The organism is Burkholderia stagnalis (assembly GCF_902830275.1).
Taxonomy (GTDB): domain Bacteria; phylum Pseudomonadota; class Gammaproteobacteria; order Burkholderiales; family Burkholderiaceae; genus Burkholderia; species Burkholderia stagnalis.
Genome location: NZ_CADESW010000002.1, coordinates 281619 through 298316 on the forward strand (window position 1 = coordinate 281619; position 16698 = coordinate 298316).

Annotated in this window: 12 protein-coding genes; 7 read left to right on the plus strand and 5 right to left on the minus strand. The window is 71.1% G+C overall.

Annotated elements, in window-relative coordinates:
* Positions 1-60: 60 nt before the first annotated feature.
* On the plus strand, positions 61-819 hold the full coding sequence (locus HWY45_RS05260; RefSeq protein ID WP_059564469.1) for an SDR family oxidoreductase: 759 nt from the start codon (positions 61-63) through the stop codon (positions 817-819).
* 79 nt (positions 820-898) lie between these two features.
* Entirely contained in the window at positions 899-2203 is a 1305-nt protein-coding gene (locus HWY45_RS05265; RefSeq protein ID WP_059810742.1) for an MFS transporter, read from the plus strand.
* A gap of 113 nt (positions 2204-2316) precedes the next feature.
* Here HWY45_RS05265 and HWY45_RS05270 read toward each other — a convergent pair whose 3' ends face one another.
* Genes HWY45_RS05270 through hemC form a run of 3 tightly spaced genes read right to left on the minus strand, consistent with a single transcriptional unit; the run spans position 2317 to position 6484 of the window.
* A complete protein-coding gene (locus tag HWY45_RS05270; RefSeq protein WP_059564467.1) occupies positions 2317-3504 on the minus strand; it encodes a heme biosynthesis protein HemY in 1188 nt (395 codons plus the stop codon).
* A 2-nt stretch (positions 3505-3506) separates the two neighbouring features.
* Complete coding sequence (gene hemDX, locus HWY45_RS05275) at positions 3507-5483, minus strand: fused uroporphyrinogen-III synthase HemD/membrane protein HemX (RefSeq protein ID WP_059883971.1); 1977 nt, start codon at positions 5481-5483, stop codon at positions 3507-3509.
* On the minus strand, positions 5483-6484 hold the full coding sequence (hemC, locus tag HWY45_RS05280) for a hydroxymethylbilane synthase (protein ID WP_059883972.1): 1002 nt from the start codon (positions 6482-6484) through the stop codon (positions 5483-5485). Before hemC ends, hemDX begins: the two co-directional genes overlap by 1 nt.
* 200 nt (positions 6485-6684) lie before the next feature.
* Between hemC and ppc the strand changes: the two genes are divergently transcribed.
* Positions 6685-9690, plus strand: coding sequence for a phosphoenolpyruvate carboxylase (gene ppc / locus HWY45_RS05285; protein WP_059883973.1), 3006 nt, complete (start codon positions 6685-6687; stop codon positions 9688-9690).
* Positions 9691-9930: 240 nt separating this feature from the next.
* Here ppc and HWY45_RS05290 read toward each other — a convergent pair whose 3' ends face one another.
* On the minus strand, positions 9931-10683 hold the full coding sequence (locus HWY45_RS05290; protein ID WP_059883974.1) for a class I SAM-dependent methyltransferase: 753 nt from the start codon (positions 10681-10683) through the stop codon (positions 9931-9933).
* Between the two features lie 236 nt (positions 10684-10919).
* On the opposite strand from HWY45_RS05290, the gene HWY45_RS05295 reads away from it, so the two are divergent.
* A complete protein-coding gene (locus HWY45_RS05295; RefSeq protein WP_017333861.1) occupies positions 10920-11729 on the plus strand; it encodes a helix-turn-helix transcriptional regulator in 810 nt (269 codons plus the stop codon).
* Between the two features lie 12 nt (positions 11730-11741).
* Here the strand turns inward: HWY45_RS05295 and HWY45_RS05300 are convergent, their stop codons facing one another.
* A complete protein-coding gene (locus tag HWY45_RS05300) occupies positions 11742-12740 on the minus strand; it encodes a Csu type fimbrial protein (protein ID WP_059883975.1) in 999 nt (332 codons plus the stop codon).
* Between the two features lie 254 nt (positions 12741-12994).
* On the opposite strand from HWY45_RS05300, the gene HWY45_RS05305 reads away from it, so the two are divergent.
* The 3 genes from HWY45_RS05305 to HWY45_RS05315 are packed head-to-tail and all read left to right on the plus strand — an operon-like array spanning position 12995 to position 16624.
* A complete protein-coding gene (locus HWY45_RS05305; protein ID WP_059883976.1) occupies positions 12995-13528 on the plus strand; it encodes a Csu type fimbrial protein in 534 nt (177 codons plus the stop codon).
* 6 nt (positions 13529-13534) lie between these two features.
* A complete protein-coding gene (locus tag HWY45_RS05310) occupies positions 13535-14245 on the plus strand; it encodes a fimbrial biogenesis chaperone (RefSeq protein WP_059883977.1) in 711 nt (236 codons plus the stop codon).
* Between the two features lie 27 nt (positions 14246-14272).
* A complete protein-coding gene (locus tag HWY45_RS05315; RefSeq protein ID WP_059810734.1) occupies positions 14273-16624 on the plus strand; it encodes a fimbria/pilus outer membrane usher protein in 2352 nt (783 codons plus the stop codon).
* The last annotated feature ends 74 nt before the right edge of the window (positions 16625-16698 follow it).

Sequence of the window (16698 nt, forward strand, 5' to 3'; positions counted from 1 at the left end):
GCGGCCGTACACGGCCGCCCGGCGAAACATGACGGCAACCCTCACACAAGGAGACACACCATGCGGTTGAGCGGCAAGACGGCGATCGTCACGGGCGGCGGCTCGGGCTTCGGCGAAGGCATCGCGAAGACGTACGCACGCGAGGGCGCGAACGTCGTCGTCAACGACCTGAACGGCGCGGCGGCCGAGCGCGTCGCCAGCGAGATCGCGCTCGCGGGCGGCAAGGCGATCGCGGTGGCCGGCGACGTGTCGAAAGGCGACGACTGGCGCGCGCTGCTCGCCGCCGCGCTCGACGATTTCCACGCGGTGCAGATCGTCGTCAACAACGCCGGCACCACGCACCGCAACAAGCCCGTGCTGGACGTGACCGAGGCGGAGTTCGACCGCGTCTACGCGGTCAACATGAAGAGCCTCTACTGGTGCGTGCAGACGCTCGTGCCGTACTTCCGCGCGCAAGGCGGCGGCGTGTTCGTGAACGTCGCGTCGACGGCCGGCGTGCGGCCGCGCCCGGGCCTCGTCTGGTACAACAGCACCAAGGGCGCGATGATCACCGCGAGCAAGTCGCTCGCCGCCGAGCTCGGCGCGGACCGCATCCGCGTGAACTGCATCAACCCGGTGCTCGGAGAGACCGCGCTGATGACCGAGTTCATGGGCTGCGAGGACACCCCGGAAAACCGCCAGCGCTTTCTCGCGACGATCCCGCTCGGCCGCTTCTCGACGCCGCAGGACATCGCGAACGCGGCGCTCTACCTCGCGTCGGACGAAGCGGAGTTCATCACCGGCGTGTGCCTCGAGGTCGACGGCGGGCGCTGCATCTAGAGCCAATTCACGCCAATTCACGCCAATAACGGGCCCTGAACGCACGGGGCCCGCATCACACGAACGACAGGAGACAAACATGGCAACGTCGACGCATTCGCTGCCGGGCTCGTCCGGCGCATTCGAGGAAGCGACCTACCGCAAGGTCTCGTGGCGGCTCACGCCGCTCCTGCTGCTGTGCTACGTGGTCGCGTATCTCGACCGCGTGAACGTCGGGTTCGCGAAGCTGCAGATGGCCAGCGACCTGAACCTCAGCGACACCGTGTACGGCCTCGGCGCCGGCATCTTCTTCTTCGGCTACTTCCTGTTCGAGGTGCCGAGCAACATCATCCTGCACAGGGTCGGCGCGCGGCTGTGGATCGCGCGCATCATGGCGACCTGGGGCGTGATCTCGATCCTGACGATGTTCGTCACGACGCCCACGATGTTCTACGTGATGCGCTTCCTGCTCGGCGTGGCCGAGGCGGGCTTCTTTCCCGGCGTGATCCTCTACCTGACCTACTGGTATCCCGCGCACCGGCGCGGCCGGATGACGACCTTCTTCATGACGGCCGTCGCACTGTCCGGCGTGATCGGCGGGCCGATCTCGGGCTTCATCCTGAAGGCGTTCGACGGGGTGAGCGGCTGGCACGGCTGGCAGTGGCTGTTCCTGCTCGAAGGCATCCCGTCGGTGCTGGCCGGCGTGCTGGTGTTCTTCGCGCTCGACGACCGGATCGCGAAGGCGAGCTGGCTGACCGACGAAGAAAAGGCGCTGCTCGCCCGCAACGTCGACGCGGAGGAAGCGACCAAGGAGGACCCGTCGCTCGGCGCCGTGATGTCGAGCCCGCGCGTGTGGCTGATGGCGCTGATCTACTTCTCGTTCGTGATGGGGCTCTACGGCGTCGGCTTCTGGCTGCCGACGATCATCAAGGCGACCGGCGTCACCGACGCGTTCGCGATCGGCCTGCTGTCGGCGATTCCGTACGCGGCCGCAGTGGTCGCGATGGTGCTGATCGCGCGCAGCGCCGACAAGCGCCGCGAACGGCGCTGGCACCTGGCGATCCCTGCCGCGTTCGGCGCGCTCGGGCTCGTGCTGTCGGTGCTCTGGGCGCACGAAACCGCGCTCGCGATGCTCGGCCTCACGCTCGCGACGATGGGCATCCTCACCACGCTGCCGCTGTTCTGGAGCCTGCCGACCGCCTTCCTCGGCGGCACGGCGGCCGCGGCCGGCATCGCGATGATCAACTCGATCGGCAACCTCGCGGGCTTCCTGAGCCCGTACCTGATGGGCTGGCTCAAGCAGGCGACCGGCGCGAACGACGCCGGCATGTACATGCTCGCCGGGTTCCTCGTGCTCGGCGGCCTGCTCGCGCTGTCGGTGCCGAAGCGGCTGGTCGACCGCTAACGCACGCGGCACGGCGACGCGCGGCGCCCGCAAAAAAACACCCCGGGCGCCATCCGGCGGCCGGGGTGTGTCGTCCTTGTGTCGTGCCGCCGGCGCGCCGGCCGCGAGCCGCGTCAGACCACGGTGATCGCGAGCGCGCTTTCGCGGTAGTGCTTCGCCGCCTTGTCGGTTTCGCCGAGATGCTCGAACAGGCGCGCGAGCGCACGATGCGCGCGCACCTTGAGCGCCTCGTTGTCGGCGAGCTTCAGCGCCGCCTCGAGGAACGACTGCGCCTTGCCCCACAGCTGCTGCTGCTGGCAGAGGCGGCCGAGCGCGAACAGCAGGTCGGCATCTTCCGGATGATCCTTCTTCCAGCCTTCCGCCTTCTGGATCAGCGGCAGCGCGTCGCCGCCGGCGGTATCCGGATAGCGGCGCAGCAGGCGCGCGTCCCAGTTGTGCGCGAGCGCCTCCTCGACGATGCGGCGCGCTTCCGGCCGGCGTTCGAGCGACACGAGCAGATCGGCCGCCTGATCGGCGAGGCGCGGCGACTGCCGCTCGGCGGCCGACAGCGACTGCCACACCTCGAGCAGCGCGTCCGGATCGTGACGGCGCTCGCGCAGCAGGTTCTCGGCCGCCTGCTGACGCAGCCGCACGGCCGCGGCCGGATGCAGCGCCTCGCGCTTCTCGAGCGCCTTCGCGAGCTTCAGCACCTCGGCCCAGTTCTTCAGCTGCTGCTGCGCGCGCAGCGCGACCTGCTGCGCGTGAATGCGCTTGCCGCCCGCCTGCATCTCGGCGAGCGCGGCGAGCGCGCCGTCGGCATCGCGCCCATCCGCGCGCATGTCGGCGGCGGCGAGCAGGCGCGCATCCTGCCATTCGGGCGCGCCGACCTTCGACAGCCAGTCGTCGCGGCGTGCGTATTCATGCATGCGGTGCGCGGCGGTGGCCGCGACGAGGCTCGCGGCGCCCTGGTTCGCGTCGATCGACAGCGCGTCGCGCGCGGCCTTCTCGGCGCGCGAGAAACGGCCCGCGTACAGGTTCGCGATCGCGTCGCGCAGCGATGCCTGCGCCTTCTCGTTGCGCGCGCGGGCGCGATACGCGGCGACCCGCTGCGGCATGCGCCAGATGTTGCGCACGATGCGCAGCAGCGCATACACGACGATGAACAGCACGATGATTGCGAACACGGCCAGGTTCAGCGACAGGTCGACCCGGTACGGCGGATACACGAGCAGCACCTGCCCGGTGTCGAAACGGCCGACGGTGGCCAGCGCCGCGGCGATCGCGAACAGGATCGCGAGCCAGACGATTCCTCTGAGCGTCATCGTTACCCCCGGCTCTTGAACTGCTGAACGGCGTTCAGGCTGGTGTTCAGGTTCGGCACCGCGACCGCGAGCGACGCGCCGTCGACCTGCTTCAGCAGATCCTCGACGGTCTGCGTGTCCTTCGCCGCCCGGTCGAAATACTTCGCGAGCGACGCCTGCGCGGCGTGCAGGTCGGCCTTCATCGCGGCGTCGTTGCGCGCGAGCAGCGACAGCCGCGCGGTCAGCAGGCGCAGCTTCACGTTCTCGCGCACGAAGTAGCCCTGTTCGGGCGACGCGAGCATCGCGTCCGCGTTGTCGATGCGGCGCACCTGCACGAGGCCCTTCAGCTGCTCGCCGATGCCGGCCGAGAAGCCGTGCCACCACGTCTTCCAGCGCGGCTCGCCGGCCGCGTCGGCCGTCTTCGCGGCGTCCGCCGGCGCGGGCGCCTTCGGCGCCGCGTGCGGCACGATCGCCTCGCCGGCGAGCGGCAGCGCGTCGACCTTCGCGATCGCGTCGTCGAGCTTGATCGCGAGGCCCGTGAGATCCGCGGACGGCGCGGCCTTCAGCTTCTCGATGTCCTGCGCGAGCGCCTTGCGCACCGTGACGGCCTGCGCGCTCTGCGACGCCGCGAGGCGCGCGTCGGCGTTCTGCAGCGCGATCAGCGCGAGCTGCGTGTTGCCGGTGAGCTGCAGCTGCTGGCTCGCGCTCGACAGCATCTGGTCGACTTCCTCGAGCATCCATGCGTCGCGGTTGCGCGCGAGATCCTGGTATTGCTGCTGCAGCGCCTGCTGCGCGTTCTGCGCGTCGGCGAGCTTGCCGTCGAGCTGCGCGAGCTGCGTGTCGACCTGATGCGCGCCGGCGAGCGCCTGCTCGGTCTTCAGGCGAGTCTCGGCGGCCTGCGCGTCGAGCGCCTTCTGGCGCGCGACCAGCGTGTCGTCGAGCCGGTCGACCTTGCGGTTCAGCGCATAGCCGCCGACGCCCGCCGCGCAGCCGAGCACGACGACGACGAGCCACAGGAACGCGCTGCCGCCGCGGCGCGCGGGCGGCTCGGGCGACCGGAAAGGTGGGCTGGCGGGCGCGGCGGATGCAGCGGCCGGCTGGGAAGCGACGCTCTTGGAATCGTTGGTATCTGTCATGCGTTTAATCACCGGTGCGGCTGTCGCCGGTTGGACGGCCTCGTCGGCCATCGATCGAAACGCGCGGACGATGCGCTCATCGCCCGCGCCGGTCAGCGTAATCCTATCAAAACCCAATGCCCGCGCGGTCTGCTCGATCCGCGGGTGCGGCGTCACGAGCGGCGCGTGCTTCAACGCGTCGATCTCGGCCTCGGTGAGGTGCGCGTGCGCGAGTTCGTGCAGGTTGCGCACGCCTTCCGAGCTCGTGACGAGCCACGCATGCGGTTCGCCGCCGAGCAGCGCGTGCACGCGCTCCCACGTGCCGATGCGCGGCTCCGGCACGACGCGGCGGTACGCGGCGACCAGGTGAACGTCCGCGCCGGCTTCGCGCAGCCGGTCGGCCAGCCATTCGCGGCCGCCGTCGCCGCGCACGATCAGCACGCGCCGGCCGGCGAGCGCGGCCGCGCCGCCGAACGCGGCCTCGATGCACGCGAACAGGCTTTCGGAATCGTAATGCGGCGCGCCGCCGTCGTCGGGCGCCTGCGGCGCGATCACCCGGTACGCGGGCGCGGCGATGCCGTGACGCTCGAGCGCGGCGACGCTGCCCGGGCCGACGACGCCGACCGGCAGCGCGTTCGGCCAGATCGCGCCGTACTGCGCGAGCGCGCGGTCGATCGCGTTCGGCGACACGAAGATCACCAGCGCGTAGTCGGCGAGCGCCGCGAACGCGGCGGCGAGCGGCGCGGGATCGTCGAGCGGCGCGATGTCGATCAGCGGAAAGTCGAGGACGTCGCAGCCGGCTTCGGCCAGTTGCGCCGCGAGCCCGGCGGACTGGCCGTCCGGGCGCGTGAGGACGGCGGTGAACGCGCGTGCGCCGCCCGCCATCAGGCGTCGCCCTTGCCGGCCTGCGAGCCGGCGAGCAACGCGTGGACGATGTCGAGCGCGCCCTGCGCTTCCAGCTCGTCGGAGACGGCGCGGCCGAGCGCGAGCGCATCGGCGACGGTCATCGCCGCCGCGCATGCGTCGGCCGTCAGCACGCGCTTGCCGTCGGTGGTCGACACGCGGCCCGTCAGGTACAGCTCGCCCGCGCGCCACACCGCGTGCGCGGCGAGCGGCACCTCGCAGCTGCCGCCGAGCGCGCGCGACACCATCCGCTCGGCCTCGACCGCGAGCGCGGTGTCGTGGTCGTGCAGCGGCGCGAGCCACGCGGCGACGTCGGCGCGGTGCGCGGCGATCTCGATGCCGAGCGCGCCCTGGCCGGCCGCCGGCGGGCTGTCCTCGACGTCGATGAGCGCGCGGATGCGTGCTTCGAGACCGAGGCGCTTGAGCCCGGCCGCCGCGAGGATGATCGCCGCGTAGTCGCCGCGGTCGAGCTTGCCGAGCCGCGTGTCGAGGTTGCCGCGCAGCGGCTGCACCTGCAGGTGCGGGTAGCGCGCGCGCAGCATCGCCTCGCGGCGCAGGCTCGACGTGCCGACCACGGCGCCGGCCGGCAGCGCGTCGAGCGACGCGTAGTCGTTCGACACGAACGCGTCGCGCGGGTCTTCGCGGCTCATGATCGCCGCGAGCGAGAAGCCGTCCGGCAGCGCCATCGGCACGTCCTTCAGCGAATGCACGGCGAGATCCGCGCGGCCGTCGGCGAGCGCGTTCTCCAGCTCCTTCACGAACAGGCCCTTGCCGCCGACCTTCGACAGCGTGCGATCGAGAATTTGATCGCCACGGGTCGTCATCCCGAGGATTTTCACGTCACAAGCTGGATATAATTTGCGCAGCGCATCACGCACATGTTCGGCTTGCCACATCGCCAGGCGGCTTTCGCGCGAAGCAATCGTCAGCGTCGCCGGCGGCTGTGCCTGTCGCGGCCCGGCCGATAGGGTCTCGGAATTCATTGCAGGAACATCGAAGGACGGGATTGAAGATCGAACAATGGTAGCACGCACGCCCGCGCCCGCCGGGGCGCGGAGCCGGCCCCGGCGCCGCCTGGCGCGGGCGGCGGCGCGGATGCGCGGAAGTGCCGCAGAAGTCGCAGGTTGCTGGACCGCAGTGCCCACAGTCCCTTTTCACTCGAGCTTTCCCAAGGAAACCCATCGTGAAGTCTTCCGGATCGGCGCGTACGGCGCGCCGCAATGCTGCCTTGCCCTCCTCCGATGCCCAGACGGGCTCCGTCGCCGCCGCCGCGAACGGCCGTGCGAAACCGGCAACCAAACCGAAAGACCCGATACGTCAGACCAAACGCGCGGCCGAGGCCGCCGGCGCAGCCGTCACGGCGACGAAGCCGAATGGCCGCACGCGCGAGGACAAGGACCGCCCGCTGTTCGAGGACATCCGCTTCCTCGGCCGCCTGCTCGGCGACGTCGTGCGCGAGCAGGAAGGCGACGCGGTGTTCGACGTGGTCGAGACGATCCGCCAGACCGCGGTGAAATTCCGCCGCGAGGACGACCGCGACGCCGCGCAGACGCTCGAGAAGAAGCTGCGCAAGCTGACGCCCGAGCAGACGGTGAGCGTCGTGCGCGCGTTCAGCTATTTCTCGCACCTCGCGAACATCGCCGAGGATCGCCACCACAACCGGCGCCGCCGCATCCACGCGCTCGCCGGCTCCGCGCCGCAGCCGGGCACCGTCGCGTTCGCGCTCGACCAGCTGAAGCAGGCGGGCGGCGCGTCGAAGGGCGTGCTGCAGCGCTTCTTCGACGACGCGCTGATCGTGCCCGTGCTGACCGCGCACCCGACCGAAGTGCAGCGCAAGAGCATCCTCGACGCGCAGCACGACATCGCGCGGCTGCTCGCCGAGCGCGACCAGGAGCTGACCGCGCGCGAACGCCAGCACAACGAATCGATGCTGCGCGCGCGCGTGACCGCGCTGTGGCAGACGCGGATGCTGCGCGACGCGCGCCTGACCGTCGGCGACGAGATCGAGAACGCGCTGTCGTACTACCGCGCGACGTTCCTCGACGAGCTGCCCGCGCTGTACGGCGACATCGAGGCCGCGCTGGCCGAGCACGGCCTGCCCGCCCGCGTGCCGGCGTTCTTCCAGATGGGCAGCTGGATCGGCGGCGACCGCGACGGCAACCCGAACGTCACCGCCACGACGCTCGACGAGGCGATCAACCGCCAGGCCGCGGTGATCCTCGAGCACTACCTGGAACAGGTGCACAAGCTGGGCGCCGAGCTGTCGGTGTCGAACCTGCTGGTCGGCGCGAACGACGCGGTGAAGGCGCTCGCCGCCGCGTCGCCGGACCAGTCGCCGCACCGCGTTGACGAGCCGTACCGCCGCGCGCTGATCGGCATCTACACGCGGCTCGCCGCGAGCGCGCGGGTGCGCGTGGGCGAAGGCACGGTGCCGGTGCGCAGCGCCGGGCGCGGCACGCCGCCGGTACGCGCGACGCCGTATGCCGATTCCGAGGAATTCGTGCGCGATCTCAAGGTGCTGATGGAATCGCTCGCCGAGCATCACGGCGCATCGCTCGCCGCGCCGCGCCTCGCGCCGCTCGCGCGCGCGGCCGAGGTGTTCGGTTTCCACCTGGCGAGCATCGACCTGCGGCAGAGCTCCGACATCCACGAGGCGGTGGTCGCCGAGCTGTTCGCGCGCGCCGGCGTCGAAGCCGACTACGCGGCGCTCGCCGAGGAAGACAAGCTGCGCGTGCTGCTCGCCGCGCTCGCCGATCCGCGGCCGCTGCGCTTGCCGTACTTCGAGTACTCGGCGCTCGCGCAGAGCGAGCTCGGCGTGTTCGAGAAGGCGCGCGCGGTGCGTGCGCAGTTCGGGCCGCGCGCGGTGCGCAACTACATCATCTCGCACACCGAGACGGTCAGCGACCTCGTCGAGGTGCTGCTGCTGCAGAAGGAAACCGGCCTGCTCGAAGGCGCGCTCGGCGCGAAGCACGGCGGCGCGCGCAACGGCCTGATGGTGATCCCGCTGTTCGAAACGATTCCCGACCTGCGCGATGCGTCGCGGATCATGCGCGAGTACTTCGCGCTGCCGGGCGTCGAATCGCTGGTCGCGCACCAGGGCGGCGAGCAGGAAGTGATGCTCGGCTACTCGGACAGCAACAAGGACGGCGGCTTCCTCACGTCGAACTGGGAGCTGTATCGCGCCGAACTCGCGCTCGTCGACCTGTTCCGCGAGCGCGGCATCACGCTGCGGCTGTTCCACGGCCGCGGCGGCACGGTCGGCCGCGGCGGCGGCCCGACCTACCAGGCGATCCTGTCGCAGCCGCCGGGCACCGTGAACGGCCAGATCCGCCTGACCGAACAGGGCGAGGTGATCGCGAGCAAGTTCGCGAACCCGGAAATCGGCCGGCGCAACCTCGAAACCGTCGTCGCCGCGACGCTCGAGGCGTCGCTGCTGCCGCAGTCGAACGCGCCCGCGCACCTGCCGGCGTTCGAGACGGCGATGCAGACGCTGTCCGATGCGGCCATGGCGTCGTACCGCGCGCTCGTCTACGAGACGCCCGGCTTCACCGACTACTTCTTCTCGTCGACGCCGATCAGCGAGATCGCCGAGCTGAACATCGGCAGCCGGCCCGCGTCGCGCAAGCTGCAGGATCCGAAGCACCGCCGCATCGAGGATCTGCGCGCGATTCCGTGGGGCTTCTCGTGGGGCCAGTGCCGCCTGCTGCTGACCGGCTGGTACGGCTTCGGCAGCGCGGTGGCCGCGTATCTGGACGGCGCAAAGGACGACGCCGAGCGCACCAAGCGCCTCGCGCTGCTGAAGAAGATGCACAAGACCTGGCCGTTCTTCTCGAACCTGCTGTCGAACATGGACATGGTGCTCGCGAAGACCGACCTCGCGGTCGCGTCGCGCTACGCGCAGCTCGTCGCGGACAAGAAGCTGCGCAAGCACGTGTTCGAGCGGATCGTCGCCGAGTGGGAGCGCACGTCGCAGGCGCTGGCCGAAATCACCGGCCACGGCACGCGGCTCGCGACCAACCCGCTGCTCGCGCGCTCGATCAAGAACCGCTTCCCGTATCTCGATCCGCTGAACCACCTGCAGGTCGAGCTGATCAAGCGGCACCGCGCGGGCGACACCAACGCGCGGCTGCGGCGCGGGATTCACCTCACCATCAACGGGATCGCCGCCGGCCTGCGCAACACCGGCTGACCCGCGAACCCGGTGTGACGCATGCGGCGCATGTGCCGCACCGGAAACACATCGGCCGCGACACGCATTCGTGTGTGTCGCGGCCTTTTTTCGTCTGGCGCGATGCGGGGATCGCCAGGCAGTGCGCGCGTCAGCGCCTGTCAGCGCCTGTCAGCGCCCGTCAGCGCCCGTCAGCGCCCGTCAGCGCCCGTCAGCGCCCGTCAGCGCCCGTCAGCGCCCGTCAGTGCGAGTCAGCGCGCGTCAGCGCGCGTCGATCATCAGCGCATCGTGCTCGAACGAGCCGTCCGGCTGCACCGCGTAATGGCTGCGCACCTCGTCGGGCGCGTGCGCCCACAGCGCGCGGATGCCCGTCACGCTGTCGGCCGGCGTGCGGATCCGCGCGACCCACGTGTCGAAATCGATCGGCAGGCGCCAGCGGCTCGCCACCTGCGCGTCGAAGCCCGCGCCACGGAACATCGCGAGCCATTCGTCGGCCCGGTAGTCGCGCACGTGCGACGCGTCGCGCAGCACTTCCGCCGCTTGCAGGTAGGTATCGAGCAGCGGATGGTCGTGGCCCGCGATGTCGATCATCAGCACCCGGCCGCCCGGCTTCAGCACGCGGCGCATCTCGGCGAGCGCCGCGCGCACGTCGTGCCAGTGATGCGCGCTCATCCGGCTCACGATCCAGTCGAAGGTCGCCGCCTCGAACGGCAGCCGCTCGGCCGGCCCGTGGCAGGTGCGGATGTTCGCGAAGCCGCGCTCGCGCGCCGCCGCGTCGACGGTGGCGAGCATCTGCGGCGCGAGATCGTACGCGGTGACCTCGCGCGCATGCGGCGCGACCGCGAAGCTCGCATGGCCCGCGCCGCAGCCGAGGTCGAGCACCGCGGCGCCCGGCGTCGCGCGCACCGCGTCGGCGAGCGCCTGCAGGTCGGCGCCCGTCGCGTGCACGGCGCTCGTCAGGTAGGCTGCGGCCGTCGAGCCGAATGCGTCGGCGACCTGATCGTGATGTTTCATCGCACTCTCCTTTGTCGGCCGGAGTTGGCGCTTTAGCGTCTGCTCCGGTCCCGTGCAAAGCGGTCGGCCGGAGGCGGCGCTTCAGCGCTTGCTCCGGCCACCATGCAAAGCCGGGTGGGGGGACCGTCCGCGCCGATGCGGGCGGACGCGTGAGCCGCTACAATAGGCCCGCATCTGTACCAGTACAAGTTAAGTAGTTATTCTGGTATTCGACCCACCTGCCTGACGCTTTCCGCATGAGCCTTCCACCCGCCGCCCCCACCCCGCCGCTCGACGCGTCGCCCGCCCGCGCGCTCGGCGATTTCATCCGCACGCACCGCGAGCGCCTGTCGCCGCAGGCCGTCGGCCTGCCGCCCGGCCCGCGCCGCCGCACGCCGGGGCTGCGCCGCGAGGAAGTCGCGCAACTGTGCGGGGTCAGCCCGACCTGGTACACGTGGATCGAGCAGGGCCGCCCGGTGTCCGCGTCGGCCGACGCGCTCGCGCGCATCGCGGTCGCGCTGCAGCTGTCGCGGGCCGAGCGCGCGTACCTGTTCGAGCTGGCCGCGCAGCGCGACCCGGCCGAACCCGACGTCGCCGCCGGCGACCTGCCGCCGACGCTCGCCGCGACCGTCGCCGCGATCGCGACGCCCGCGTACGTGCTCGACCGCCAATGGAACGCGCTCGCATGGAATGCGCCCGCCGCTGCGCTGTTCACGGGCTGGCTCGACGGCGATCACGACCGCAACCTGCTGCGCTTCACGTTCATGGCGCCGGCCGCGCGCGCGCTGATCGTCGACTGGGAAACGCGCGCGCGCCGGCTCGCCGCAGAATTCCGCGCCGATTCGATCCGCCACCTGAGCGATGCGCCGACCCGCGCGCTGATCGATGCGCTGACGGCCGGCAGCGACGCGTTCGCGCAGTACTGGGCGTCGCAAGACGTGTTCGAGCGTGAAGGCGGCCAGCGCGAGTTCGACCACCCGGCCGAAGGCCGGCTCGTGTACCAGCAGATCACGCTGAAGCCCGCGCACCGCGAGGACCTGAAGCTCGTCGTGCTGGTGCGCGAGTGACGCGGCTCGGGCTCAGAAGCTGATCGTCGCGGTGATCGTATCGCTGTAGTCGCCCGGCGCGGGCGTGGCCTGGGCCGGCACGCGCCCGTAGACGGTGATGGCCTGCGCGAGCCCGCTGCCGGTGCCGGTCGCCATCGACGTGCCGCCGGTGCCGTCGCCCCATGGCTGCGTATAGCCGGCGTCCCGATAGAGCTGATAGCCGACCGAGCCCCCGCCGCCGCTGCGCTGCATCGTGCGCGCGGCGACATTGCTGCTGCTGCCGCCGTTCAGCGCGATCTGGAACGCGTCGCCGTTCGTGCACTGCGCGCTGATCGAGCCGGTGGCCGTCTGCGCCGACGTCAGCACGCCCGTTGCGGGAAACGCAACATTCGTCGCATTGATCAAGCAATTGTTCACGACGGTCGCATTCGTCGAGTACGCGAACGTGCCCGCCGACGCCTGCGACGTGCACGGCACCAGCTGGATGCCGAGCAGCGCGAAGTTGTAGCTGTACGACGCCTGGTTCCCGGCGAACGTCTGCGAGTACAGCGTGCTGCTGTTGTTGACGCTCGGCACGGTCGGCTGGTTCGGCGCGATGCGGCCGTAGACGGTCAGCGTCGCGTTCGCGCTCGTGCCGAGCCCCGGCTTCGCCAGCGTGACCGACATCGGCGTCGTGCCGCTGGCGACCGCGCCCCAGACCTGCGTATAGCCGTTGTCCTGGTACAGGTCGTACTGCATCTGGTTGGCCCCGTTCGTCATCGCACGCGGGCTCGTGGCGCCGAGATTCAGGCAGACGAGCGCGGTCGTGTTCAGGCTCAGCGTATCCCACGTGCACGTCACGCCCACCGTGCTGGTGGTCGTGTACGCGGCCTGCGTGATCGGGCTGACCGAGCCGAAGCTCGTCGTCTGCGCGCTCACCGTGCAGCTGTCCGCGTACGCGGACAGCCACGGCCCGCACAGCAGCGCGGCCAGCAGCCAGCACGCCACCCGATGCAGATACCGGTACGCCCGCACGACCCGCTGCTCCGTCATGGTTTTCCCCATAGAAAAGCGTCCGTTCCGGCGGCGGCCCGCATGCCGCCCCGATCGTTGATCCAGATCAAGCCGCCCGCCCGCACAATGTTCAGACAATGCGAACCAGTCAGCATTTCTACCATTGCATGCAACCAAATGCGTAGAGTAGTCTAGTCAGACGAATGTGCGGTTCCGTCGACACGGCGGCGCATCACGCGGTTCGGGCACCGCGGGCCGGGGCGACACTCCCTGAACGGCTGGAGACCATCACAATGAACGCCATCACGCGTCACGGGCTGTCCACCGCCATCGCGGCGGCCATCGCACTCACCCCGGCGTGGCGCCCTGTCGCCGCCGCCGTCTATTCCAACGGCACCGCCACCGCGCAATTCAACGTCACGCTGACCATCCAGGCGAACTGCGCGGTCAGCGCGAACCCGCTCGCATTCGGCACCTCGGGCGTGCTGACGTCCGCGATCAACCAGCAGACCACGCTGTCCGTCACCTGCAGCAACTCGACGCCGTACAACGTCGGGCTCGACGCGGGCGGCGTCTCCGGCTCGACGGTCAGCGCGCGGCTGATGGCCGGCACGACCAGCGGCAATACGGGCACGACGCTCGGCTTCCAGCTCTTCCAGGACAGCGGCCACACGACGATCTGGGGCAACACGCAGGGCACCGACACCGTCGGCGGCACCGGCAACGGCTCCGCCCAGACGATCAACGTGTACGGGCAGGTGCAGACGCAAGCCACCCCGAAGCCGGACACCTACCAGGCCACCATCACCGCGACCGTCTACTTCTGACGCGCCGTGGCGATCCGCTCCCGTCTCGCCGCCGCGCTGTGCGCCGCGTCGGCCGCGACCGCGCCGGCCGCGACGCTGCAGATTTCGCCGGTAACGCTCGAGCTGCCGCCGTCGGTCGCGGCGGCGGGCGTCACGCTCGCCAATTCGGGCGTGCAGCCGATCTACGGCCAGGTGCGCACGTTCCGCTGGACGCAGGAAAACGGCGAGGACGTGCTGACTCCGACCGATTCGCTCGCCGCGTCGCCGCCGTTGCTGCAGATCGGCGCGAACGCCGAGCAGCTGATCCGCCTCGTGCGCACTATGCGCGCGACGCCTGCCACGGAGGAAAGCTATCGCGTGCTGATCGACGAGTTGCCTGCGCCCGGCACGCCGGCGCAGAACGGCATCGCGATCCGCGTGCGCTACTCGGTGCCCGTGTTCGTCGAGCCCGCCGCGCCGCCCGGCCCGCCGCAGCTCGACTGGCGCATCGAAGCCGATCAGCAGGGCCTGCGGCTGTCGGTCGCGAATCTCGGCGGCCGGCGCGCGCAGCTCTCCGCGGTGCAGCTCGTCGATGCGCACGGCAACGCGCACGAAGTCGCGCGCGGGCTGCTCGGCTACGCGCTGGCCGGCAGTGTGCGGCGCTGGCCGCTCAAGCTCGACGCGCGCCCGTCACCGTTCGTGAAAGTCCGCGCGACGGTGAACACGCAACCCATCGAGGCCCGGCTGACGCCGCGCTGAACCCGGCGCCAGCCCCCTCCCGCCCCGTTGCGCGCGCCGACGACGCGACATGCCAACCGAACGACGCCAGCCAGGCGCTACGCGTGGCTCGCCGCCCTCACGCTGGCACTGCGCGCGGGCGCCGCAGGCGCGCAGCCGGCGGCCGAACTGCCGCCCTCCGCCGCCCCGGAGCCCGGCGCGCTGTATCTCGAGGTGTCGCTCAACGGCGAGCCGACCCACCGGATCGCGCGCTTCCGGCAGGCCGACGGGCACCTGTTCGCGGCGTCGGCCGACCTGAACGACCTCGGCATCGCGACCGGCGACCGCGCGCAGCCGCTGTCGAACACGCCGGTCGCGCTCGATGCGCTCGCGGGCCTGCGCTACGACTACGATCCGGGCCGCCAGACGATCGACCTGCACGTGCCCGACGCGCTGCGCATTCCGCACACGTTCGACGCGCGCGGCCTCGCCGCCACGCCGCCCGCGACGTCCGGCCGGGGCATCGTGCTGAACTACGATGCGTACGCGCAGACCACCGCGCATGCGCCGCTCGCGGTGTGGACCGAGATGCGCTACTTCGATCCGGCCGGCGTGTTCAGCAACACCGGCATCGGCTACTTCCGCCGCGACGGGCAGCGCTACATGCGCTACGACACGTCGTGGGCGATGTCCGACCCGCGCACGCTCACGACGACCCAGTTCGGCGACACGATCTCGTCGTCGCTGTCGTGGACCCGCTCGCTGCGCGTCGGCGGCGTGCAGTGGCGCAGCAACTTCGGCCTGCGCCCCGATCTCGTGACTTTCCCGGTGCCGGCGCTGTCGGGCAGCGCGGTCGTGCCGTCGGCCGTCGACCTGTACGTGAACAACGTGCGCCAGTTCAGCGGCAACGTGCCGGGCGGCCCGTTCGTGATCAACAGCGTGCCGGGCATCACCGGCGCCGGCAACGCGACGGTGATCACGCGCGACGCGCTCGGCCGCACGATCGCCACGTCGATCCCGCTCTACGTCGACACGCGCCTGCTCGCGCCCGGCCTCGCCAGCTATTCGGTGGAGGCGGGCTTCCTGCGCCGCGCGTACGGCCAGGATGCGTTCGACTATGCGCGCACGCCGGCCGCGAGCGGATCGCTGCGCTACGGCGTCACCGAGCGGCTGACGGCCGAGGCGCACGCCGAAGCGACGAGCGGCGTCTACAACGCCGGCGCGGGCGTGCTCGCGCGCATCGGCGGCGGCGGCGTCGCCAACGCGTCGCTGGCCGTCAGCGCCGGGCGCTTCTCCGGCGCGCAGGCGGGCCTCGGCTACCAGTACGTGACGCCGCGCTTCTCGGTCGACGCGCAGACGCTGCGCGCGTTCGGCGGCTACGGCGACCTCGGCGCGCGCGAAGGCACGCCGGTCGCGACCGTCAGCGACCGCGTGACGGTGTCGTTCCCGTTCCTGCGCGCGCAGACGCTGTCGTTCAGCTATCTCGGCCTCAAGTACCCGGGCGCGAGCGCGTCGCGGATCGGCTCGGCGGCGTGGTCGGTCAACTTCGGGATGCGGGCGTCGATGACGGTCAGCGCCTTCCAGGATTTCCGGCAGCACGACGCGCGCGGCTTCTTCGTCAGCCTGAGCATCGGCCTCGGCGACAACACGTCGGTCGCGGCGAGCATCGGCCGGCAGAACGGCGAGTCGACGCGCGCGGTCAGCGCGTCGCGCGCGCCCGACTACGACGGCGGCTTCGGCTGGAACGTGCAGGCCGGCGAGAACGGCCCGCTGCGCTACGGCCAGGGGCAGCTGCAATACCTGGGCCGCGCGGGCCAGGTCACGCTGCTCGGGCAGTCGTTCGGCGGGCAGCGCGACGCGTCGGTCGACGTGACCGGCGCGCTCGTGCTGATGAGCGGCCAGCTGCTGGCGTCGCGCCGCATCGACGACGGCTTCGCGCTCGTGTCGACCGATGCCGGGCGCGTGCCGGTGCTGCACCAGAACCGGCCGATCGGCGAGACCGATCGCACCGGCTACCTGCTGGTGCCCGACCTGAGCGCGTACCAGCACAACCGCGTCGCGATCGACGGCACGACGCTGCCGGCCGATGCGCGCCTCGCGGATACCACGCTCGACGTCGTGCCGCAGGCCCGCTCGGGCGTGCTCGCGCGCTTTCCGGTCACGCGCTACCGCGCGGCGTCGATCGCGCTGCGCGCGCCGGACGGCGCGCCGCTGCCGCCCGGCCTCGACGTCGTGCACGTGGAAAGCGGCCAGCGCACGATTGTCGGCTACGACGGCCTGACGTTCGTCGACGGCCTCGCCGCGGACAATCATCTGGAGATTTCCGGCGGCGGGCGCCGCTGCGGCGTCGAATTCGCGTACACGCGCCCGGACGACGGCACGCTGCCGCGCATCGGCCCGCTTACCTGCGCGCTGCGCTGACGCGCGCCCGGCCGCGCGGCGGCGGATGCTAAAATCCCCGGATTCCTCGCGGCGCACGCCGCCCAACACCCCCT

Bases quoted from the DNA above. Each gene is read 5' to 3' on its own strand.
- HWY45_RS05260 (WP_059564469.1), top strand. From the start codon at position 61: ATGCGGTTGAGCGGCAAGACGGCGATCGTCACGGGCGGCGGCTCGGGC.
- HWY45_RS05265 (WP_059810742.1), top strand. From the start codon at position 899: ATGGCAACGTCGACGCATTCGCTGCCGGGCTCGTCCGGCGCATTCGAG.
- HWY45_RS05270 (WP_059564467.1), bottom strand. From the start codon at position 3,504: ATGACGCTCAGAGGAATCGTCTGGCTCGCGATCCTGTTCGCGATCGCC.
- hemDX (WP_059883971.1), bottom strand. From the start codon at position 5,483: ATGGCGGGCGGCGCACGCGCGTTCACCGCCGTCCTCACGCGCCCGGAC.
- hemC (WP_059883972.1), bottom strand. From the start codon at position 6,484: ATGAATTCCGAGACCCTATCGGCCGGGCCGCGACAGGCACAGCCGCCG.
- HWY45_RS05290 (WP_059883974.1), bottom strand. From the start codon at position 10,683: ATGAAACATCACGATCAGGTCGCCGACGCATTCGGCTCGACGGCCGCA.
- HWY45_RS05295 (WP_017333861.1), top strand. From the start codon at position 10,920: ATGAGCCTTCCACCCGCCGCCCCCACCCCGCCGCTCGACGCGTCGCCC.
- HWY45_RS05300 (WP_059883975.1), bottom strand. From the start codon at position 12,740: ATGACGGAGCAGCGGGTCGTGCGGGCGTACCGGTATCTGCATCGGGTG.
- HWY45_RS05305 (WP_059883976.1), top strand. From the start codon at position 12,995: ATGAACGCCATCACGCGTCACGGGCTGTCCACCGCCATCGCGGCGGCC.